The following is a 20,344-nucleotide window of genomic DNA, read 5'->3' as shown; positions in this document are numbered from 1 at the left end:
CGGTGCACCTCGCCTCGGCGGTCGACCCACAGCTGGCCGACCTGTCCAACAAGCTGATCTACTCGGCCATGGCCGTCTACCTGATCGCCATGTTCGCCTACATGTTCGAGTGGACCTTCGGCTCCAAGGGGGCCGTCGCCGTCCGCTCCACCGAGCAGGCCGGCGGCCTGGCCGAGACCGTCGCCGACGCCGAGGCCACGGCCAAGGGCGCCAAGAAGGTGACGGTCACCGTCGCCTCCGCGGGCGGCGGCACCACCACGCTCACCCGCACCGCACTGGCCGGCGAGGGCGCGACGGTGGTGACCAGCGGGCGCGGCGACGGTGAGGTGGACGGTCCGGGCGCGGCAGGCACCAGCGAGAAGGCGGACCTCTCCGGTCGGATCGCGGTCTCGCTCACCGCACTCGGCGCCCTGCTGCACGCGGCCGGCGTCCTCACCCGCGGCCTCTCGGTCTCCCGCTGGCCGTGGGGCAACATGTACGAGTTCTCCTGCGCCTTCGCGCTCGCCATGACGGTGGCCTTCCTGGGTCTGCTGCTCGCGAAGAAGCCGGTCCGCTGGCTGGGCCTGCCGGTCACCCTGGCGGTGCTGCTCACCCTCGGGATCGCCGTCTCGGTGCTGTACACCGAGTCCGAGCAGCTCGTCCCGGCGCTGCACTCGTACTGGCTGGCGATCCACGTCTCCACCGCGATCATCTGCGGCGGCGCCCTGTACGCGGCGTTCATCGCGACCCTGCTGTACATCGGCAAGGACTCGTTCGACAAGCGGATGGCGGCGGGCCTGGCCACGGGCCCGCTCGGCACCTCGCCGTCGGTCTGGCGCCGGCTGCCCGCCGCGTCCACGCTCGACAAGCTGTCCTACCGGATCAACGCCCTGGTCTTCCCGCTCTGGACCTTCACCATCATCGCGGGCGCGATCTGGGCCGAGGCGGCCTGGGGCAAGTACTGGGAGTGGGACCCGAAGGAGACCTGGTCCTTCATCACCTGGGTCGCCTACGCCTGCTACCTGCACGCCCGCGCTACCGCCGGCTGGAAGGGGCGCAAGGCCGCGTACCTGGCGCTGGCGGCGTTCGCCTGCTGGTTGTTCAACTACTACGGCGTGAACATCTTCGTCACCGGAAAGCACTCCTACGCGGGGATCTGACCGGGAGAAGCCACCCACGGCCCGGCGCTCCGCACGAGGGGAAGCCGGGCCGAGGTGTGACAGGGGTAGTTCGTGCCGGCCGACCCGCGCCGGCACGGGGAGGAACGAGGAGGAAATCGCGCGATGGAGTGCGACGAGGTCATGCTGACCGTCCGAATCACCGCTGCGGAGCGCACACTGCTCCGCAGACTCGCCCAGGGGCACCGCAGCGACGTGTCCGAGGTCGTGGCCGACGGCCTGCTGGACATCATCCCCACGCTCAGCTCGCCGGGGGACGCCTACCGGCTGCTGGGCGCCCTCACGGCCCCCGCGCCGTGCGCCCTGACCGTCTGGCTGCCGACGCCGCTGGCGGACCTGCTGGTGCCGGGAGCGGCCCGGATCGCTCAGGTGACCGAGGTGCGGATCGGCTCGGCGAGCGCCATGCTGGGCGCCGCGCTGCGGCTCTGGCTGGCGCAGGACCCGGGCCGGCTGGCCGCCAACCTCAGCGTGATGCACGCCGGCCGGCCGGCCGCGCTGGTCGCCGCCTGACATCCATCAGGGCGTCATCCGTCAGAGCGTAGGGCGGACGCGGGGCGGGCCGGCCACCCGTCGGCCCCGGACCCACCGGTCCGGGGTCAGCTGGCGAGCGGCAGGCCCCGCGTCCGCCCGGAGCCGGCGGGGCGGCCGTCGCGGGCCTCCTGCCGGGCCGGCTCGGTCAGCAGCCGGCACTCGGCCGCCGTGCGGCCGTCCTGGATCAGCTGGACCCGGACCGGCACCCGCCGGCCGTCCGAGCCGCTCTCGCGGACGGCCCGCACCAGGCAGGGCCGGTCCAGTTCGATGTAGCGGCTGAAGGACGACAGCAGCTCGACCGGGACCACCGGCTCCGGGTGCCGCAGCCGCTGGGCGGCCTGCCGGGCGGCCTCCAGCACCAGCATCCCGGGAACGTGGTCCGCCGCCGGGTCGAACAGCACCGGATGGCCGGGGTCGACCCGCAGCAGCCAGCTGTCGGGCGCCGGCGACGGGCCGAGCACCACATCGGCGGACCGCTCGCGGCCGACCAGTTCGGGCGCGGTGGGCGAGGTGGGCGAGGGGAGCGCCGCCGCGGCCATCACCGTGGACGCGCCGGGCAGCCGGGGGGTCGCCGTCCGGAGCCCGGGCCCGCGCAGCCGGGTGTACGCGACGGGGGAGAGTATTCGTAGCTCTCCGGAGCCGTGGCCGACCGGACGGCCGTCCCGTTCGATCTCGGCGTGGACCCGGAGCGAGGCCAGTCGGCCGTGCCGCATCCGGACGTCCTGGCAGGTGACCTTGAGCATCAGCGAGGCGGGCGCGGCGGTCACGGCGAGGCCTTCCAGGCCGGCCGGGCCGAGCGTGTAGCAGAGTTCGTCCAGCGCGAAGTGGTGTCCGAGCGGCACGCCGAAGCCGACGTGGCCGATCAGCAGACCGGCCTGGCGGACGGTCTCGGCCATCAGCAGCGGGTCGTGGTGCCGGTCGTCGGAAAGCCGGTAGAACCCGTGCAGCCGGGGCCACTGGGCGCCGAGCAGGAAGTCGTACGGGCCGGTGGCCTGCCACCCCGTGATGAGGACGTCGGAGACGCAGGAGCGGTGGACCAGGTGCCGGGAGACGGTCCGCTCGTGGAAGTCGTAGCCGGGGCCGGGGTGGGGATAGGGACCGCCGGCGTCCGGATCTACGATCAATGGCATGACTGGCCCCACTCCCGGGTCTCGGCCGACCGGCCGCGCAGACGGCCTCGGTAAAACATACAGACCACCCGGTTTGCGCTCCACTGGCGGGGTCGTCGCTGCCGAGCACTCCGCGTGATCACGGTACCCGCGTGCTGGACTGCGGGAACGTCCCGAGGGGAGAAGGTCGGACCTCCGACGGGGGCCGATCCCCCCTGGACGGCGGGGACGAGCGAGGGGCTAGATTAGATACCAACCATGCGGTTTGGGATGGCCCGTCCGCGTGTGAGGCGTCGCACCACCGACGACGGCGCCCTGACAGCAGCCGGGCGAGCCGCGATCTCGCCGAGGCCGAGGCCGGAGGGGCCGAGTGGTCAAGCAGGAACGCGCGGGTCGGACCAGGCAGGCCGTCCTGCTCGCCGCGGCGGACACCTTCGCGGACGCGGGGTTCGAGTCCGCGAGCCTGATCGACATCAGCCGCCGGGCGGGCGTCAGCAAGGGCGCGCTCTACTTCCACTTCGTCTCCAAGCAGGCGCTCGCCGACGGCGTCCGCGCCGCGGCCGGGCGTGAGATCGGCTCGGCCGCGCTCCGCGCCCTGCGCGGCGGCGGACCGGCCCTGCAGGGCCTGATCGACTTCTCGCACGAACTGGCCCGGCTGCTCCGCGAGGACGTCGTGGTCCGGGCCGGCGTCCAGCTCGGCCAGGGCGCCCGGGGCGGCGCGGACGCCTGGCACAGCCTGACCGCCGTGGTCCGGCGGTTGCTGGAACGTGCCGAGGCCGCCGGCGAGCTGCGCCCCGGGCTGGACCTGCGACCGGCGGCCGAACTGATCACCACGCTGGCGGCGGGGCTGGTGCTGCTCGCCCCCGAGGACGCCGGCCGGCTCTGCCCGGAGGCGGTGCGGGGCCTGTGGGCGGCCGCGCTGCCCGCGCTGGTCCCGGGGGACCGCTGTATCGCCTACCGCACCTGCGCGCCGTAGCGCCGCGCGCTTGCCGGGCCTGCCCGCCTTGCCCGGCCGCTTCATGGGGGGCCGCCCGCCCGCGCCTGCCGTGGGCCCCGCGCCGGCCGCTGCTCAGGCGCCGCGAGGTGCCCGCTCGGCCACGCTGAGCCGGGCGAGCGCGTGCGGCTGGACCAGTCCCGGCAGCAGCAGGGTCCAGAGGTCGGCCATCCGACGCAGCAGGTCCTGACGGCCGGCCAGCACCTGTGAGCTCAGCTGGATCCCGGTCACCGCGCCGGTGATCACCCCGGCCGCGGCCGCGACGTCCAGCCCCGGGTGGAGGTCACCGGCCTCCCGGGCCTGCTCCAGCAGCCCGCGCGCCACGTCCGACCAGCCCTGGTAGGCCTCGATCTGCGGCTGGGTGAAGCTGCCGTGCTCGATGGTCAGCCGGATGCTGCCGCGGACCAGCGGGTCGTCCAGCAGGGCGTGGGAGAAGGCGTAGCCCAGGTCGATCAGGGTCTGCACCGGGCTGTCGGAGGTAGGCTGCCAGGTGGCGAGCCAGGCGGCCTGGCCCTCGATCACGGCGAGTGCCAGCTCCTCCTTGGAGTGGAAGTGGAAGTACAGCGCCCCCTTGGTGACGCCGGCCCGCTCCAGGATCTCCGCCATGGTGGCCGCGGCGTAGCCGCGCTCGTCGAAGACTTCGGCCGCGGCGAGGAGCACCGCCTGGCGGGTCGCCAGTGCCCGGGCCTGCCTGGCCATCGCAGCCTCCCTGGATAGTTCTCGTGCGCGGCAGCGGCTGATCCTAGGGCGCCGACGGCGCGGAGATCGCATACCGTCCAGTAGGTATTCTACCGAGCCGCTCCTGGCCGGACCGGGCCCGACCGGGCCGGAACGGCGGTCCGTCGAGGGCCGGTCGACGCCGGTCGCCCGCCGGTCGGGGCCTGGAACGCCCGCCGGCCGGCGGCCCGGCGAACGCCGACGGCCGGCCACCCGGGAAGGGTGGCCGGCCGTCGGGCGTGGCGTGGTGGGCCGTCAGGCGGCCTGCTGCCAGCTGACCGGCGAGTAGTAGGCCGGACGGCGCTCCAGGCGCTGCCAGTTGGCGATCGGCTCGATCGGCGCGGCGGCGGCCGCGGCCTGCTGGGCGGCCGCGGCGCGGGCCAGCAGGACGGCGGTCAGGGCGGCGAGTTCCTCGTCGTCCAGCGAGCCGCGGACGATGCGGACGAGAGGTTCGGCGGAAGCAGTCATGATCCGGTTTCTCCCCCGGCGGATGTGTGGTGTGTGGTCGGTGGCGCGGTACCGCGGTGCTACATGGGCGGGTTGCCGTGCTTGCGGCTCGGCAGGTCCGCGTGCTTGGTGCGCAGCATGGCCAGCGAGGAGGCCAGGACCTGACGGGTCTCGGCCGGGTCGATGACGTCGTCCACGAGGCCGCGCTCGGCCGCGTAGTACGGGTGCATCAGTTCGTTCTTGTATTCCTTGATCTTCTGCGCCCGCATCGCCTCGGGGTCCTCGGCGCCGTTGATGTCCCGGCGGAAGATCACGTTGGCGGCGCCCTCGGCGCCCATGACGGCGATCTCGTTGGTCGGCCAGGCGAACGACAGGTCCGCGCCGATCGAGCGGGAGTCCATCACGATGTACGCGCCGCCGTAGGCCTTGCGCAGGATCAGCTGGATGCGCGGCACGGTGGCGTTGCAGTAGGCGTAGAGCAGCTTGGCGCCGTGCCGGATGATGCCGTCGTGCTCCTGGTCGACGCCGGGCAGGAAGCCGGGGACGTCGAGCATGGTCACCAGCGGGATGTTGAAGGCGTCGCACATCTGGACGAAGCGCGCGGCCTTCTCGCTCGCGTTGATGTCGAGCACGCCGGCCAGCGACTGGGGCTGGTTGGCGATGATGCCGGTGACGTGGCCGTCGATCCGGGCCAGTACGCAGAGCACGTTGGTGGCCCAGCGCTCGTGGACCTCCAGGTACTCGCCGTGGTCGACGATCTCCTCGATGACCTTGCGCATGTCGTACGGGCGGTTGCCGTCGGCCGGCACCAGGTCGAGCAGCACGTCGTTGCGGCGGTCCACCGGGTCGTCGTTGACGACCGGCGGCGGCATTTCGCGGTTGTTCTGCGGCAGCAGCGAGAGGAGGTAGCGGACCTCCTCGATGCAGGACTGCTCGTCGTCGTACGCGAAGTGCGAGACGCCGGACACCCCGGAGTGGACGTCGGCGCCGCCGAGCCCGTTCTGGCTGATCTTCTCGCCGGTGACGGCCTGGACGACGTCCGGGCCGGTGATGAACATCTGCGAGGTCTCGCGGACCATGAAGATGAAGTCGGTCAGGGCCGGGGAGTACGCGGCGCCGCCGGCGCACGGGCCGAGCATCACCGAGATCTGCGGGATGACGCCGGAGGCCCGGGTGTTGCGCTGGAAGATGCCGCCGTAGCCGGCCAGGGCGGTGACGCCCTCCTGGATGCGGGCGCCGGCGCCGTCGTTCAGCGAGACCAGCGGGGCACCGGCCGCGATGGCCATGTCCATGATCTTGTGGATCTTCTGCGCGTGGGCCTCGCCCAGGGCGCCGCCGAAGATCCGGAAGTCGTGGGCGTAGGTGAAGACCGTCCGGCCGTGCACGGTGCCCCAGCCGACGATCACGCCGTCGGTGTGCGGCTTCTTGGCCTCCAGGCCGAAGCCGGTGGCGCGGTGCCGGCGCAGCTGCTCCACCTCGTGGAACGAGCCCTCGTCGAGCAGCAGCTCGATGCGCTCGCGGGCGGTCAGCTTGCCCTTGGCGTGCTGGGCCTCGGTGGCCTTCTCGCTCGGGCCGCGGCGGACCTGGTCGCGCAGTTCGTGCAGCTCGGCGACCCGCCCGTGGGTGTCGGCCGGGATCTCGGGGACCTCGTCGCCGACCGGCGCCTCATGCACAACCGTCATCTCGAACCACTCCAAGGGTGAGGGAACTGTCCGACAGCCAACGTCTGCTGTGCCCCCGGCTGCGAATCACTTTCTTCACTTATGACTGTACGAGGGGCCGCACGCTGGTTTCGGCGTCGATTCCGTACAAGGTCGCGTCCGTTTAGATGTCAGGGCTGCACAGAAACCGGCCGGTGGGGCTGCGTACCCTAGGTGTCCGTTCGATTACCCGAAGCTGTCCTCACGGCTGCCGGAAGATGATCTGAACATGAGGGAACCCGCAGGTCAGGGGCGTCCTCGACGGTGTCGGCCGGGGTGTTCCGCGGCTCGCGGCCGAGCGGCGCACCTCGGCCGCGAGCCGGTCGGCGCAGTGGGTCCGGCCGCCCACCACTCGTAGGGATGCACCAAAAACGCCGCAACCCACCCGGAACCTCGCCGGGTGGGCCGTCCGGGGGAGTCGGTTCAGCTCTTACGGCCGTCCTCCGGCTCGTCCTTGCCGCGCAGCTCCTCCTCGCGGCGGCGCAGATCGGCCTCCCACTGCTTGAGCATGTCCTCGTGCTGCTTGTCGTCCTTCTTCAACGAGGCCAGGAACTCCGGGTCGTCGTCCGGCGCGAGCGGCCGGCCGCCGCGCGGGCGCTCGTGCTCCGGGTGGCCGGCGGGGCCGCCGGCCGGGTGGGTCTGCGGGGCGCCGCGCCGCTTGCCGGCCACCAGCCACGCGATCGAGCCGACCAGCGGGAAGAGCAGCACGATGATCACCCAGACCACCTTCGGCAGGTGCTTCACCTCGTCCTCGGGCGTGGTCAGGCAGTCGATGAAGGCCCACACCCAGAGGGCGAGCGGGAGTACGAAGGTCAGAATCCTCAGCACGGCGGCGATCTCCCCCGGCGACGGCGGTTGCGGCGGGCGGCCTCGAAGCGGCGGGCGGCTTCGGCGGGGCCCTTGACCGTGCCAGGCTATCGGGTGGCGGATACTGGCTCGCATGGCATACGACGATCTCCGCTCGTTTCTGCGGGCCCTCGACCGCGAGGGCGATCTCAAGCGCATCAAGGCCGAGGTGGACCCTCATCTGGAGATCGGCGAGATCGTCGACCGGGTCCAGAAGGCCAAGGGTCCGGCCCTGCTGTTCGAGAACGTCAAGGGCTCGTCGATGCCGCTGGCGATGAACGTCTTCGGCACCGAGCGCCGGCTGGCCAAGTCGCTCGGCCTCAAGGGGCCCGAGGACATCGCCGAGAAGATCGCCGGACTGCTCAAGCCGGAGCTGCCGCAGGGGTTCACCGGCTTCCGGGACGCCTTCGGCAAGCTCGCCTCGATGGCCCACGTGCCCCCGCGCAACGTCAAGGACGCCCCGGTCCAGGAGGTCGTGCTCACCGGCGACGACGTCAACCTGGACGAGCTGCCCGCCCTCTTCACCTGGCCGCTGGACGGCGGCTCCTTCTTCAACCTGGGCCTGACCCACACCAAGGACCCGGACAGCGGCATCCGCAACCTCGGCCTCTACCGCCTCCAGCGGCACGACCGGCGGACCATCGGCATGCACTGGCAGATCCACAAGGACAGCCGCAACCACTACGCGGTGGCCGCGAAGCGCGGCGAGCGGCTGCCGGTCGCGATCGCCTTCGGCTGCCCGCCGGCCGTCACCTACGCCGCCACCGCGCCGCTGCCCGGTGACATCGACGAGTACCTGTTCGCCGGCTTCGTGGCCGGCGAGCGGGTGCGGATGGTCGACTGCAAGACCGTGCCGCTGCAGGTCCCGGCCGACGCCGAGGTGGTGCTGGAGGGCTGGCTGGAGCCCGGCGAGATGCTGCCCGAGGGCCCGTTCGGCGACCACACCGGCTTCTACACGCCGCAGGAGCCGTTCCCGGCGCTGACGATCGACTGCGTGACGATGCGCCGCCGGCCGATCCTGCAGTCCATCGTGGTCGGCCGCCCGCCGACCGAGGACGGCCCGCTGGGCAAGTTCACCGAGCGGTTCTTCCTGCCGCTGCTGAAGATCATCATCCCGGACATCGTCGACTACGACCTGCCCGAGGCCGGCGGCTTCCACAACTGCGTGATCGTCTCGATCGACAAGAAGTACCCCAAGCACGCCCAGAAGACGATGCACGCCATCTGGGGCGCCCACATGATGTCGCTGACCAAGCTGATCATCGTGGTGGACTCCGACTGCGACGTGCACGACTACCAGGAAGTCGCCTGGCGGGCCTTCGGCAACGTCGACTACAGCCGGGACCTCACCGTCGTCGAAGGCCCGGTCGACCATCTCGACCACGCCTCCTACCAGCAGTTCTGGGGTGGCAAGGCCGGTATCGACGCGACCCGCAAGCTGCCCGAGGAGGGCTACACCCGGGACGGCGGCTGGCCGGAGATGGTCTCGTCCGACCCGGCCGTCGCCGCGCTGGTGGACCGTCGCTGGAAGGAGTACGGGCTCTGATGAGTACGGCTGCCGCACTCCCCGAGGTCCCGCCCGGCAAGGTCAAGGCCTTCCTGCGGCTGGTGATGATCGAGCACTCGGTCTTCGCCCTGCCCTTCGCCTACATCGCCGCGCTGACGGCCATGTTCCTCGCCGACGAGCGGGTGCACTGGGGCGAGCTGTTCATCGTCACGGTCTGCATGGTCGGCCTGCGGACCTTCGCGATGGCCGCCAACCGGATCATCGACCGCGAGATCGACGCCCGTAACCCGCGCACCGCCGGGCGCGAACTGGTCACCGGCGCGGTGTCGGTGAGGACGGCGTACGTCGGCTCGGCGGTCGCCCTGGTGGTCTTCCTCGGTGCCGCCGCGCTGCTGAACCCGCTCTGCCTGGCGCTCGCGCCGGTCGCCGTCGTGCCGATGGTGGTCTACCCGTACGGCAAGCGGTTCACCGACTTCCCGCAGGCGATCCTCGGCCTGGCCCAGGCGATGGGCCCGATCGGCGCCTGGCTCGCCGTCACCGGCACGTGGTCCTGGGACGCGGTGGTCCTGGGTGCGGCGGTGGGCATCTGGATCGGCGGCTTCGACCTGATCTACGCCTGCCAGGACGTCGCCTCCGACCGGGCGGGCGGCGTCCGTTCGGTGCCGGCGCGCTTCGGCGTCCCGGCGGCGATCCGGGGCGCCCGCGTCTGCCACGTGCTGACCACGCTGCTGCTCGGCTGGTACGCGGTGCTGACCGACGCCGGTCCGGCGTTCTGGGTCGGCCTGGTGGTGGTCGCGGGTGCGTTCGGCTACGAGCACACGATCGTGAAGCCCCATGACCTGTCGAAGCTGAACCGGGCGTTCTTCCAGACCAACGGCTTCGTCGGGATCTCGCTGTTCTTCTTCGCCCTGGTGGACCTGGTCGTGCGCGGCCTGGGGATCTGACCTCCCCGGCCGCGCACGGCCCTACTTGCCGGCGTCCTCGTCGAGGGTGTGCTTCACCAGCGCGTTGGCGTGGCCGTGGCCCAGTCCGTGCTCGGACTTGAGCCAGTTGACCAGCTCGCTGTGCCTGGTCAGCGGGGAGGAGCGGATCAGCTCCGTCCAGTGCGCGACCGGCAGGCCGTACTTCTTCTCGATCGAGGGGAAGTAGCTCGCGGGGCCCTTCACGGGTTCGGTCGTCATGGCAGTCTCCTGTCGGGGCCGCCGGCGGTGAGTCGATCACGCCGGGACGGTGGTCACGTGTCACCGGTTGGACCGGCCGGCCCGGCGAAACTCATCGGCGCAGCGGGAGTGACCTGCGTCACAGGGGCTGCCGGGGCCGCCGGTCTACGATCCGGTCGGGCCGCGGAGTCGCCGCCGGCCCCCTCGCATCGGCGGCGCAGGGCCGCCCGGACGTACGGAGAGCCCGATGACCGCCGACTTCCGCGCCGACCGGATCGGCAGCGCGCTGCGGGGCGAGAACCCCACCGTGGTGCGCCGGCTCGACGCCGGGTTCGCCGTCATGGGCGACGTCCAGTTCCTGCCCGGCTACGCGATCCTGCTCGCCGACCAGCCGGGCGTCGAGCGCCTCTCCGACCTGCCCCGCCCGCGCCGGCTCGCCTTCCTCGCCGACCTGGACCGCCTCGGCGAGGCCGTCGAACGCGCCTGCCGCGCCGCCGATCCCGCGTTCCGCCGGGTCAACCTGGAGATCCTCGGCAACACGGACCCGTTCCTGCACGCCCACGTCTGGCCCCGCTTCGACTGGGAGCCGGACCACCTGGTGCGGATGCCGGTCTGGCTCTACCCCCGGGACCACTGGCGCGACGCCCGCCACGCCCTCGGCCCGGAGCAGGACGCCGTCCGCGCCGCCATCGGCGCGGAGCTCGACGTGCTGCGCTGAGGTTCCCTCGGGCCGGGGACTTCCTCGGGCCGGGCCTACTGCGGGGCGTCGAGGTCGCGCCGGTACCGCAGGCCCGGGCGGTCGTCGAGGACGAGCTCTCCGACCACGGTGAACCCCGTCCGTTGCAGCACGGCCATCGACGCCGGGTTGTCGAGCGTGGTGACGGCGGTGAGCGCGGTCAGGCCGTACTCGGCCGTGGCCAGGCGGCACACCTCGTGGACGGCCGCCGTCGCCGCGCCCCGGCCGGCGGCTCGCTCGCCGATCCGGTAGCCGAGCTCGGCGGCCCCGGCCGCGACGTCCACCAGGTTGACCCGGCCGAGCAGTTCGCCCTGCCCGTCCACGAGGAGGTGGAAGTGGCAGGCCCCGGTGTCCTGTTCGGCGAGCAGGGCGCGGTGCCGGTCGGCGAACGCCGCGAAGTAGGCGTCCCCGCGATCGGGGACGGACCGGGCGAAGTACTCCCGGTTCTCCCGCTCGAAGGCCAGCAGGACGGGCGCGTGGTCGGCTCGGAGTCGCTCAAGTCTCGTCCTCATGCCCGGAGCCTAGGCGGGCCGGCCGAGGGTCGGCGGGTGCGGCGCCGCCGGGGCCCGGGCGGGGGCCCGAGCCGCGACCCCCGGTGCGGCCGTCACCCGGTGCTCTCCGCCGTGATGTAGTCCTCGTACTGGGCGGCCGTGAGCAGGCCGTCCAGGCCGCCGGCCGCCGGCGTGATCTCGATCATCCAGCCGTCGCCGTACGGGTCGTCGTTGACCTGCTCGGGGGCGTCGTTCAGGCTCTCGTTCACGGCGTCGACCGCGCCGCCGAGTGGCATGTAGGTCTCGCTCACCGACTTCACCGACTCCACGCTGCCGAACGGCTCAAAGTCGTCGAACCTGTCACCCGGCTTGGGCAGTTCGACGAAGACGATGTCGCCGAGCTGCTTCTGGGCGTGGTCCGTGATGCCGACCCGCAGCCGGCCGTCGGGCAGGGACCGCACCCACTCGTGGTCCTTGGAGTACTTGAGGTCGCTCGGGATGCCGGCCATGAGGGTCTCCGTGAAGTCGTCGCGGCGTCACTGGCGGTTCGTCAGTGGCGAGGAAGAGCCTGCTGCACGCCCCGGGGCCGGGCCGGGACGTTCACTCGGGGGAGTGAGTCCCGCCCGTGCCGGGGCCGGGGCCCGGGCGAGAATGGCGGCGAGCCGCTTTCCCGCCGTCGGAGGAGAACCGTGATCGGCACACTGCAGTGCATCGTGCTCGACTGTCCGGAGCCGGCCGTGCTCGCGCGGTTCTACGCGGCCCTGCTGGGTGGGGAGGTGGACCGGCCGGATCCCCGGTGGTCGCTGGACGACGCGTGGTCGACCCTGCACACCGAGGGCGGCCCGGTGCTCTGCTTCCAGGGCGTCGCCGACCACCGCCCGCCGCGCTGGCCCGACCCGGCGTACCCGCAGCAGGTGCACCTGGACGTCGACGTGGCGGACCTCGACGGCGCCGAGCGGGAGGTCCTGGCGCTCGGCGCCACCCGGCTGAGCGACGGCGACGGCTGGCGGGTCTACGCGGACCCGGCCGGTCACCCGTTCTGCCTGCTCCCGACCCGCCCCGGGGAGCGCGCCGACGCCTGAGGGGCGACCGGCCGGCGGGTGGTCTCAGTTCAGTGACAGCTCGTCACCCACGCTGAGGCGCCCCGGAGTCACCACCTCGGCCAGGGCGTCCAGCCGGCCCCCGTGGGCCTGGGCGATGGCCTTGAGGATCTCCGGGGCGTGCGGCAGGCCGGGCTGGGCGGCGGTGGTCATGACGCAGCGTTCGCTGGCCCGGACGAGGGCGAGCCGGGTGCCGGCGCCGCCGCTGACCTCGTGGCCGAACCAGTCGTCCTCGACGAACGGCGGAGTGCCGGGCGGCGTCCGCAGCAGGATGTTGGGGCGGAACCGGCGCACGTTCACGACGGCGCCGGGCGCGGCCTCGCGCACCCAGTCCAGGGTCGCCGTGGTGAGCACGCTGACCGGCAGCTGGTCGAAGTGCGAGACGGCGTCCTCGCGGGCCAGTGCGACGTCCGGGCGCTGGAGGTAGGCGCGCAGGAAGGCGGTGGGATCGGCGACCGGCCGGCCGAGCGGGTCGTACAGCTCGGGGCCGTCGAGCCGGCGGCCGAGCCGGGAGGAGAGGCGGGGCAGGCCGTCCATCCGGCGGAAGCGCCGGGTGTTCTTGCCGGAGCCCAGCTTCCCGGTGCTGTCGCGCACCGCGTAGAGGCGGTCGCCGGCCAGGCCGCGCTCGTCCACCTCGACGGAGTCGAGCCGCTCGCCGCCGGTGGACTTCACGGGGTAGCGCCAGAGCTGCTCGATCACTCCGATGATCTCTGCCATGGCGCGAAAGCGTAGCGGCGCCCGCCGGGGATGGTCTAGACCAAGTGTCGACGAGCGCTCACCCCAGTCGCGCCACCGCCCGTACCGGTGCGCCGTCGGCGGCCACCAGCCGCAGCGGGAACAGCGAGACCTCCACCGGCCGGCCGGCCCGCTGGGCCTCCAGCAGCACCCGCAGGTCGGTCAGGTTCTCGGCGATCACACCGCCGCCGGGCGCCCCGAGCAGCACCCGGTGCGCGGCCAAGGTCGGCTCCGGTGCGGCCGGTTGGTCGTGCTCGTCGGTCAGGTCGGCCAGCAGCGCGGCGACCGCCGGGTCGCCCGGGCCCGGGTCGGGCGTGCGGTCGACGCTGAGCGCGTCCACCCCGACCGTCCGCACCCCGGCGGCGACGATCGCCTCGGCCGCGGCCGTGCTGAGGCTGGGGTGGGCCAGATAGGCGTCCGTGCCCCAGTGCCGGGCCCAGCCGGTGGCCAGCAGCAGGACGGTGCCCTCGCCGGCCCGCTCCAGCGCCGGGGCGAGCAGTTCGGGCGTCACCTCCCCCCGCGGCTCAAGCCCCCGCAGGTCGGCGACGACCGCCGGGCCGGTGAACCGCTCCAGCGGCAGGCCGTCCAGGGTGGGCCAGGTGACGTCCACGTGGTACGGCGCGTCCACATGGGTGCCGGACTGCGAGCCGAGGTGCAGGGCCAGCACGTTCACCCCGGCGGTGGCCGTGGTGAGCGCGGGCGCCAGGACGACGGCCGGATCGCCGGGGTAGACCGGCATCGCGGTGGTCACCTGATGGGTGAGGTCGACGAGGGTCGCTGCCATGCCGCCCATCCTCGCAGGGGTGAACGCGGATGGGCCCGCCCCGGGGGCGGCCGTATAGAAAGGGGGCCATGGGAACAGAAAAGCGTCAGCCATGGGTGGTCGGGGTCTCGGGGGCGTCGGGCACGCCGTACGCCGCTTCCGTGATCCGGGCGCTGCTCGCGGCCGGGGAGCCGGTCGACCTCGTGGTCAGCCGGGCCGCCCGGCTCACCATCCTGGACGAGACCGGCATCTCCTTCCGGGACGCGCACTGGCGCACCGACCTCGCGGCCTGGCTGGGCGGCGACCACGGTCTCGACGATGTCCGCCACTGGTCGGCGGGGGACTTCGCGGCCGGGCCGTCCAGCGGCTCGTACCCGGCCAAGGGCATGCTGGTCGTCCCCGCGACCACCGGCGCGGTGGCCGGGATCGCGCTCGGGCTGAGCAAGGACCTGCTCCAGCGGGCCGCCAGCGTCACCCTCAAGGAGCGCCGGCCGCTGGTGGTCTGCGTCCGCGAGGCGCCACTCAACGGGGTGACGTTGAAGCACCTGGTCGAGCTGGACGCGCAGGGCGCCGTGGTGCTGCCCGCCTCACCCGGCTTCTACGCCGGTGGGTCCACCGTCCGCGAACTGGTCGATTTCGTGGCGGGCCGGGTACTGGACGCCGTCGGCGTTCCGCACACGCTGTACCGCCGCTGGGAGGGCGAGTTGGGCGCGGCCGCCCGCCCGGCCGACCTGGGGGAGTGAAGGCGTGAGCCGGGGGGAGTGGGGCGGCCGGGGGCGGGAGAGTATGTTCTCTGCGATATCCGGGTTGTTCCGCGCATGGCGCCTTTGAATCCGGATAATGATCTGTGGGTCTGGTGAGGTTCGGAAGGACGCGGACGATATATGGACACGGTGGACAGACAGCTCATCCAGGCGCTCCGGGAGAACGGCCGCGCGTCCTACGCCGAGCTGGGCCGACTGGTGGGCCTCTCCGGCCCGAGCGTCACGGACCGGATCAACCGCCTGGAGCAGGCCGGGGTGATCACCGGCTACCGCGCGACGGTCAATCCGGCCTCGCTCGGCTTCGGCGTCACGGCCCTGATCGGCCTTCAGCTCACCGACGCGGCCGACCACGAGGACGTCGCGTTCCGGCTCAAGGACCTCGGCGAGGTCGAGGACTGCTGGTTCATCGCCGGTGACGACTCGTACATGCTCAAGGTCCGGGTCTCCGACGTGGAAGGCCTGGAGTCGGTGGTCAAGCGGCTCTCCGGCACAAAAGGCGTAGCCCGTACCCGCACGACCGTCGTACTCTCCACGAAGTGGGAGAACCGGGTGAGCGAGCTCCCGATGGCCGAAGGCGAGTAACACGATGGAACTGGTCGGTCTGGAGGAGCTGCGCGCGGCCCGGCAGCGGATCGCCGGGGTCGCGGTGCGCACCCCGCTGGTCCCCGCCCCCTGGGCGGGCGACGGCGAGCGCCGGCTCTGGCTGAAGCCGGAGAACCTCCAGCCGACCGGCGCCTTCAAGACCCGTGGTGCCTACAACCGCCTCGCCGCGCTCAGCGACGAGGAGCGGGCCCGCGGCGTGGTCGCCCAGTCCAGCGGCAACCACGCCCAGGCGGTGGCGTACGCCGCCGGGCTGCTCGGGATCAAGGCCTTGATCGTGATGCCGGACACCTCGCCGGCGGTCAAGGTCGAGGGCACCCGCTCGTTCGGCGCCGAGGTGCTGCTGGTCCCGCCGGCCGAGCGCGACACCGTACCGGCCGAGCTGGCCGAGCGGCACGGCTACGTCTGGGTGCCGCCCTACGACGACCGGTACATCATCGCGGGCCAGGGCACGGTCGGCCTGGAGATCGCCGAGGACGCCCCGGCCGAGCTGGACACCGTGCTGGTCCCGGTCAGCGGCGGCGGCCTGATCTCCGGGACGGCGGCCGCGCTCAAGCTGACCCGTCCGGGCATCCGGGTGGTCGGCGTCGAGCCCGAGCTGGCCGCCGACGCCCAGGCCAGCCTGCGGGCCGGCGAGCGGCTCGCCTGGCCGGTCGCCGACACCTACCGGACCATCGCCGACGGGCTGCGCACCCCCTCCGTCGGTGAGCTGCCGTTCCGCCACCTCACCGCGTACGTGGACGACATCGTCACCGTCTCCGAGGACGAGATCCGGGCCACGGTGGCCCTGCTGGCCCGGCGCGGGCGGCTGGTCGCGGAGCCCTCCGGCGCGGTCGCCCCGGCCGCGTACTTCCACCGCGCGGCCGAGATCGGCGGCCAGGCGGTCGCCGCCGTGGTCAGCGGCGGGAACATCGACCCGGCGCTGCTCGCGGAGCTGCTCGCGGCATGACGGCGGCATAGGCGTACGCTCGTTCCGGCAACGATTCGAAGTCGGAGGAGGCGGGGCACCGCATGGACGCAGGGCTCAAGCGCGAGCTGGAGGCGAAGGTCTACGCGGGTGAGCGGCTGACCCGCGAGGACGGGATCGCGCTCTACGAGAGCGACGACCTGGCCTGGCTGGGTGGTCTGGCCCACCACGTGCGGACGCGGAAGAACGGCGATGTCGTCCACTTCAACGTCAACCGCCACCTCAACATGACCAATGTGTGCAACGCGTCCTGCGCGTACTGCTCGTTCCAGCGCAAGCCGGGCGAGAAGGACGCGTACACGATGCGCATCGAGGAGGCCGTCCGCCTCGCCAAGGCGATGGAGGTCGACTCCCTCACCGAGCTGCACATCGTCAACGGGCTGCACCCGACCCTGCCGTGGCGCTACTACCCGCGCTCGCTGCGGGAGCTGAAGGCGGCGCTGCCGAACGTCTCGCTGAAGGCCTTCACCGCCACCGAGATCCACTGGTTCGAGAAGATCAGCGGCCTGCCGGCCGACGAGATCCTGGACGAGCTGATCGACGCCGGCCTGGAGTCGCTGACCGGCGGTGGCGCGGAGATCTTCGACTGGGAGGTCCGCCAGCACATCGTCGACCACGACACCCACTGGGAGGACTGGTCGCGGATCCACCGCCTCGCCCACAGCAAGGGCCTCAAGACGCCGTCCACCATGCTGTACGGCCACATCGAGGAGCCCCGGCACCGGGTCGACCACGTGTTGCGGCTGCGCGAGCTGCAGGACGAGACCGGTGGCTTCCAGGTCTTCATCCCGCTGCGCTACCAGCACGACTTCCACGACTCCAAGGACGGCGTCGTGCGCAACAAGCTGATGGCGCGCACCGAGATGGCCACCGGTGCCGAGGCACTGAAGACCTTCGCCGTGTCCCGGCTGCTCTTCGACAACGTGCCGCACGTCAAGGTCTTCTGGGTGATGCACGGCGTCACCACCGCGCAGCTGGCGCTCAGCCACGGCGCGGACGACATGGACGGCTCGGTGGTCGAGTACAAGATCACCCACGACGCGGACAACTTCGGCACGCCGAACAAACTCGGCCGCGACGACCTGCTCGGCCTGATCCGGGACGCCGGCTTCCGCCCGGTGGAGCGCAACACCCGCTACGAGATCATCCGCGAGTACGACGGCCCGGATCTGACGCGCCGGGAGACCCCGCAGGCCATGCGCCTCTGACCGGTTCCCGACCGGTCCGCGCCGCCTCCCGAGCCGCCCGTCGGCCCGGGAGGCGGCGTTCTTCACCGGGTCCGCACAGGGCCCCGGGTTTCCCAACCGGCCCCGGGTTTGGCAGGATCAGCGCCATGTCCGGTTCCCATCGCGCCACCACGTACCCGCCGTACGAGCCGATGCGCGAGCCGGTGTACGAGGTGCCGCAGCAGTCCTACGGGGTCTACGAGCAGCCGTCGTACCAGGGCTGGGAGGCCCCCGCGGCGGCCGGCACCCACCCGAACCAGCCGTTCCACGAGGGCTTCCCGCAGCAGGACCACGCCGACCCCCGGGGCCACGGCGGCCAGGACCGGCAGGACCTCTATGCGCCCCAGTACGACCAGTACGACCAGGGCTACCAGGACCTCGGCCACCAGGACCTCTACGCGCCGCAGGACCAGCGGAGCCACCAGGGCGACCAGGGCTTCCAGGACCTCTACGCGCCGCAGGCCCGGCCCGGCGCCGAGGGCTACGACGCCTACGACCGGCCGTTCCAGCCGCACCCCGCCGAGCCCGCGCCGCCGCTCGCCGCCGCGCCGGCCCGGCCCCCGGCCCAGGCGCCCGCGGCCGACCCGGCCGCCACCACCCCGGTCGGGCCCCGCACGGCCGCCCGCGGCCACCGGCGCAAGCCCAAGAAGAAGCGCGGCGGCAAGGCCGTGACCGCCGGTACCGCACTGCTGCTCGCGGCCGCCGCCGGCTGGTACACCGTCGGCCAGGACGCCGGAAACCCGGGCGCGACCAGCGCCGGGGGCCCCGGTCCGGAGGGCGTCTCCGCCCCGGACCAGCCGTCCCCGGCAGCGGCCGCGCCGGCCGCCCAGGCCGCGAACGACCGGCACACCGAGGCTCCCGCCGCCGACCGCAGCGAGGCCCGCCCGGACGGCTCGGTGGCCGCGATACCGGGCCTGGGCGCCGCCTTCACCGCGCAGATACCGGCCGGGACCACCCAGGTCGTGCTCGCCTCCGGCCAGGACAAGGACGCCAACAAGACCGCCGTCACCCTCTGGACCCGCACCGCCGAGGGCCGCTGGCTGGCCGGCGAGACCTGGCAGGGCCACAACGCCAACAAGGGCTGGACCACCGACCACAACGAGGGTGACCTGCGCAGCCCGATCGGGGTCTTCTCGCTCACCGACGCGGGCGGCCGCAAGGCCGACCCCGGCAGCCGGCTCCCGTACGACAAGGACTCCGACTTCGTGGTCTCCGGGAGGGGGTTCGCGGGCGAGCCGCTGGCCGGTTCCTTCGACTACGTGGTCGCGATCAACTACAACCGGGTGCCCGGCAACTCGCCGCTCGACCCGCGCCGCCCCAGCGGCCCCACCAAGGGCGGCGGCATCTGGATCCACGTCGACCACGGCGGTCCGACGCACGGCTGCATCTCCGTGCCCGAGGACAAGATGGCCCAGCTGATCCGCACCCTCGATCCGGCCGCCCACCCCGTGATCGTGATGGGCGACGCAGCCTCACTGGCCGCCTGAGCGCCGTCCACTCCCCAGGCGCCGCAACGGCCCTTGTGGGCCTCCTACAGCTTCCGGGGGCGGATCCTGTAGCCGGTCGCGCCCCGCTGACCAGCGGGTAACCCGGTTGAGTGGCTGTATGAGCGGTTCTCGCATTGTGGCACTCGGTCACTACCAGCCCCCCAAGGTCCTCACCAACGACGACCTGGCGGTGCTGGTCGACACCGACGACGAGTGGATCCGCAGCCGGGTCGGGATCCGGACCCGCCACATCGCCGAGGGCGAGACCGTGGTCGACCTGGCCACCGAGGCGGCCCAGAAGGCACTGGCCAACAGCGGTCGCTCGGCCGCCGAGATCGACCTGGTGGTGGTCGCCACCTGCACCGCGGTCGAGCGCAGCCCCAACACGGCCGCCGCCGTCGCCGCCCGGCTGGGCGTGCGCGCGCCGGCCGCCTACGACATCAACACGGTCTGTTCGGGCTTCTCGTACGCGCTGGCCACCGCCGACCACGCGATCCGGGCCGGCGCGGCGAGCCGCGCGCTGGTGATCGGCGCCGAGCGGATGTCGGACACCATCGACTGGACCGACCGGACCACCTGTGTGATCTTCGGGGACGGCGCCGGCGCGGCCGTGGTGGAGGCCCAGGCGGAGGGCGCCGAACCGGGCATCGGCCCGGTGGTCTGGGGCTCGGAGCCGGAGAAGAACGACGCCGTGGTGATCACCGGCTGGGATCCGGTGATCAGCCAGCAGGGCCAGTCGGTGTTCCGCTGGGCCACCACCCAGATCGCCCCGCTGGCCCGGCGGACCTGCGAGAAGGCGGGCATCGACCCGTCCGAGCTCAAGGGCTTCGTGCCGCACCAGGCGAACCTGCGGATCATCGACGCGATCGCCGCCAAGCTGGGCGCTCCCGACGCCGTGGTCGCCCGGGACGTCGTGGTGTCCGGCAACACCTCGGCCGCCTCCATCCCGCTGGCCTTCTCCAAGATGGTCGAACGCGGCGAGCTGTCGCCCGGTGATCCGGTGCTGCTGTTCGGCTTCGGCGGCGGCCTGGCGTACGCCGGCCAGGTCGTCCGCTGCCCCTAGCGGCCCCCTAGCCACCCCCTCGCGGCCCCTGGCCGGCCCCCGGGAGCCCCGGGGGCCCCACGGGCCCGCCGGCGTCCCTTGCGGCGCCGCTACGACCCTCCCGGCCCCGGGGCGGCCCCGAACACCCCCTCACACGCACATGCCGGTGGGGGGGGGGGCCGCCCCGGGGGCCGCCACCGGCATGTCTGGCGCGGTGCGCGCCGCGTCAGCAGCCCGCGGGGGCCGCCGCTCTCCACCACGGGCT

At 72.8% G+C, this 20,344-nt stretch carries 23 protein-coding genes; 13 read left to right on the top strand and 10 right to left on the bottom strand.

Annotated features, from left to right (window positions below):
• Positions 1-2 precede the first annotated feature (2 nt).
• Together ccsB and AB0J08_RS11215 are read left to right on the top strand one after the other, a co-directional pair.
• Complete coding sequence (ccsB, locus tag AB0J08_RS11220; protein ID WP_360630513.1) at positions 3-1,139, top strand: c-type cytochrome biogenesis protein CcsB; 1,137 nt, start codon at positions 3-5, stop codon at positions 1,137-1,139.
• A gap of 123 nt (positions 1,140-1,262) precedes the next feature.
• Entirely contained in the window at positions 1,263-1,667 is a 405-nt protein-coding gene (locus AB0J08_RS11215; RefSeq protein ID WP_360630510.1) for a hypothetical protein, read from the top strand.
• A gap of 86 nt (positions 1,668-1,753) precedes the next feature.
• Here the strand turns inward: AB0J08_RS11215 and AB0J08_RS11210 are convergent, their stop codons facing one another.
• Positions 1,754-2,818, bottom strand: a complete 1,065-nt coding sequence (locus tag AB0J08_RS11210) for a ScbA/BarX family gamma-butyrolactone biosynthesis protein (protein ID WP_360630507.1) — start codon at positions 2,816-2,818, stop codon at positions 1,754-1,756.
• A 349-nt stretch (positions 2,819-3,167) separates the two neighbouring features.
• Between AB0J08_RS11210 and AB0J08_RS11205 the strand changes: the two genes are divergently transcribed.
• Positions 3,168-3,773, top strand: a complete 606-nt coding sequence (locus AB0J08_RS11205; RefSeq protein WP_360630504.1) for a ScbR family autoregulator-binding transcription factor — start codon at positions 3,168-3,170, stop codon at positions 3,771-3,773.
• A gap of 93 nt (positions 3,774-3,866) precedes the next feature.
• Here the strand turns inward: AB0J08_RS11205 and AB0J08_RS11200 are convergent, their stop codons facing one another.
• From AB0J08_RS11200 to AB0J08_RS11185, 4 genes are all read right to left on the bottom strand, one after another.
• Complete coding sequence (locus tag AB0J08_RS11200; protein ID WP_360630501.1) at positions 3,867-4,490, bottom strand: ScbR family autoregulator-binding transcription factor; 624 nt, start codon at positions 4,488-4,490, stop codon at positions 3,867-3,869.
• A gap of 273 nt (positions 4,491-4,763) precedes the next feature.
• Entirely contained in the window at positions 4,764-4,976 is a 213-nt protein-coding gene (locus AB0J08_RS11195) for an acyl-CoA carboxylase epsilon subunit (protein WP_360630498.1), read from the bottom strand.
• Between the two features lie 59 nt (positions 4,977-5,035).
• Positions 5,036-6,637: an acyl-CoA carboxylase subunit beta gene (locus tag AB0J08_RS11190; RefSeq protein ID WP_360630495.1), complete on the bottom strand. Its 1,602-nt coding sequence runs from the start codon at positions 6,635-6,637 to the stop codon at positions 5,036-5,038.
• Positions 6,638-7,078: 441 nt separating this feature from the next.
• The gene (locus tag AB0J08_RS11185; protein ID WP_360630492.1) at positions 7,079-7,483 is read right to left on the bottom strand and encodes a PLD nuclease N-terminal domain-containing protein; all 405 of its coding nucleotides are present in this window, start codon (positions 7,481-7,483) and stop codon (positions 7,079-7,081) included.
• A 112-nt stretch (positions 7,484-7,595) separates the two neighbouring features.
• Between AB0J08_RS11185 and AB0J08_RS11180 the strand changes: the two genes are divergently transcribed.
• Together AB0J08_RS11180 and mqnP are read left to right on the top strand one after the other, a co-directional pair.
• The gene (locus AB0J08_RS11180) at positions 7,596-9,047 is read left to right on the top strand and encodes a menaquinone biosynthesis decarboxylase (protein WP_360630489.1); all 1,452 of its coding nucleotides are present in this window, start codon (positions 7,596-7,598) and stop codon (positions 9,045-9,047) included.
• Positions 9,044-9,952: a menaquinone biosynthesis prenyltransferase MqnP gene (mqnP, locus tag AB0J08_RS11175; protein WP_360630631.1), complete on the top strand. Its 909-nt coding sequence runs from the start codon at positions 9,044-9,046 to the stop codon at positions 9,950-9,952. The genes AB0J08_RS11180 and mqnP overlap by 4 nt, the downstream gene beginning before the upstream one ends.
• A 21-nt stretch (positions 9,953-9,973) precedes the next feature.
• On the opposite strand, the gene AB0J08_RS11170 is transcribed toward mqnP, so the two are convergent.
• Positions 9,974-10,189, bottom strand: a complete 216-nt coding sequence (locus tag AB0J08_RS11170) for a DUF4287 domain-containing protein (protein WP_360630486.1) — start codon at positions 10,187-10,189, stop codon at positions 9,974-9,976.
• Positions 10,190-10,415: 226 nt separating this feature from the next.
• Between AB0J08_RS11170 and AB0J08_RS11165 the strand changes: the two genes are divergently transcribed.
• Positions 10,416-10,886 carry a diadenosine tetraphosphate hydrolase gene (locus AB0J08_RS11165; protein ID WP_360630483.1) on the top strand — a complete coding sequence of 157 codons (471 nt, stop codon included), beginning with the start codon at positions 10,416-10,418 and terminating at the stop codon, positions 10,884-10,886.
• 35 nt (positions 10,887-10,921) lie between these two features.
• Here AB0J08_RS11165 and AB0J08_RS11160 read toward each other — a convergent pair whose 3' ends face one another.
• The gene (locus AB0J08_RS11160) at positions 10,922-11,416 is read right to left on the bottom strand and encodes a GNAT family N-acetyltransferase (RefSeq protein WP_360630480.1); all 495 of its coding nucleotides are present in this window, start codon (positions 11,414-11,416) and stop codon (positions 10,922-10,924) included.
• 92 nt (positions 11,417-11,508) lie between these two features.
• Entirely contained in the window at positions 11,509-11,904 is a 396-nt protein-coding gene (gene gcvH, locus AB0J08_RS11155) for a glycine cleavage system protein GcvH (RefSeq protein ID WP_360630477.1), read from the bottom strand.
• Between the two features lie 180 nt (positions 11,905-12,084).
• Between gcvH and AB0J08_RS11150 the strand changes: the two genes are divergently transcribed.
• Positions 12,085-12,477, top strand: coding sequence for a VOC family protein (locus tag AB0J08_RS11150; protein ID WP_360630474.1), 393 nt, complete (start codon positions 12,085-12,087; stop codon positions 12,475-12,477).
• Positions 12,478-12,501: 24 nt separating this feature from the next.
• Here AB0J08_RS11150 and AB0J08_RS11145 read toward each other — a convergent pair whose 3' ends face one another.
• Positions 12,502-13,212: an MOSC N-terminal beta barrel domain-containing protein gene (locus tag AB0J08_RS11145; protein ID WP_360630471.1), complete on the bottom strand. Its 711-nt coding sequence runs from the start codon at positions 13,210-13,212 to the stop codon at positions 12,502-12,504.
• Between the two features lie 58 nt (positions 13,213-13,270).
• Positions 13,271-14,014, bottom strand: coding sequence for a cyclase family protein (locus AB0J08_RS11140; protein ID WP_360630468.1), 744 nt, complete (start codon positions 14,012-14,014; stop codon positions 13,271-13,273).
• 68 nt (positions 14,015-14,082) lie between these two features.
• Here AB0J08_RS11140 and AB0J08_RS11135 point away from each other — a divergent pair, with 68 nt between their 5' ends.
• The 6 genes from AB0J08_RS11135 (at position 14,083) to AB0J08_RS11110 (ending at position 20,100) form a co-directional block, all read left to right on the top strand.
• Positions 14,083-14,736 (top strand): UbiX family flavin prenyltransferase, encoded by a 654-nt coding sequence (locus tag AB0J08_RS11135; protein WP_360630465.1) that lies wholly within the window; start codon positions 14,083-14,085, stop codon positions 14,734-14,736.
• Between the two features lie 141 nt (positions 14,737-14,877).
• Positions 14,878-15,339, top strand: a complete 462-nt coding sequence (locus AB0J08_RS11130) for an Lrp/AsnC family transcriptional regulator (RefSeq protein ID WP_360630462.1) — start codon at positions 14,878-14,880, stop codon at positions 15,337-15,339.
• 4 nt (positions 15,340-15,343) lie between these two features.
• Complete coding sequence (locus AB0J08_RS11125; protein WP_360630459.1) at positions 15,344-16,306, top strand: threonine/serine dehydratase; 963 nt, start codon at positions 15,344-15,346, stop codon at positions 16,304-16,306.
• Between the two features lie 62 nt (positions 16,307-16,368).
• Positions 16,369-17,532, top strand: coding sequence for an aminofutalosine synthase MqnE (gene mqnE / locus AB0J08_RS11120; protein WP_360630456.1), 1,164 nt, complete (start codon positions 16,369-16,371; stop codon positions 17,530-17,532).
• Between the two features lie 125 nt (positions 17,533-17,657).
• The gene (locus AB0J08_RS11115; RefSeq protein WP_360630453.1) at positions 17,658-19,037 is read left to right on the top strand and encodes a L,D-transpeptidase family protein; all 1,380 of its coding nucleotides are present in this window, start codon (positions 17,658-17,660) and stop codon (positions 19,035-19,037) included.
• Between the two features lie 118 nt (positions 19,038-19,155).
• Positions 19,156-20,100: a beta-ketoacyl-ACP synthase III gene (locus tag AB0J08_RS11110; protein ID WP_360630450.1), complete on the top strand. Its 945-nt coding sequence runs from the start codon at positions 19,156-19,158 to the stop codon at positions 20,098-20,100.
• The last annotated feature ends 244 nt before the right edge of the window (positions 20,101-20,344 follow it).

Source organism: Kitasatospora sp. NPDC050463, from assembly GCF_040655255.1.
Classification (GTDB): Bacteria; Actinomycetota; Actinomycetes; order Streptomycetales; family Streptomycetaceae; genus Kitasatospora.
The sequence above is the reverse complement of the archived record's forward strand: the minus strand, read 5'-3'. Positions and strand labels throughout refer to the sequence as shown.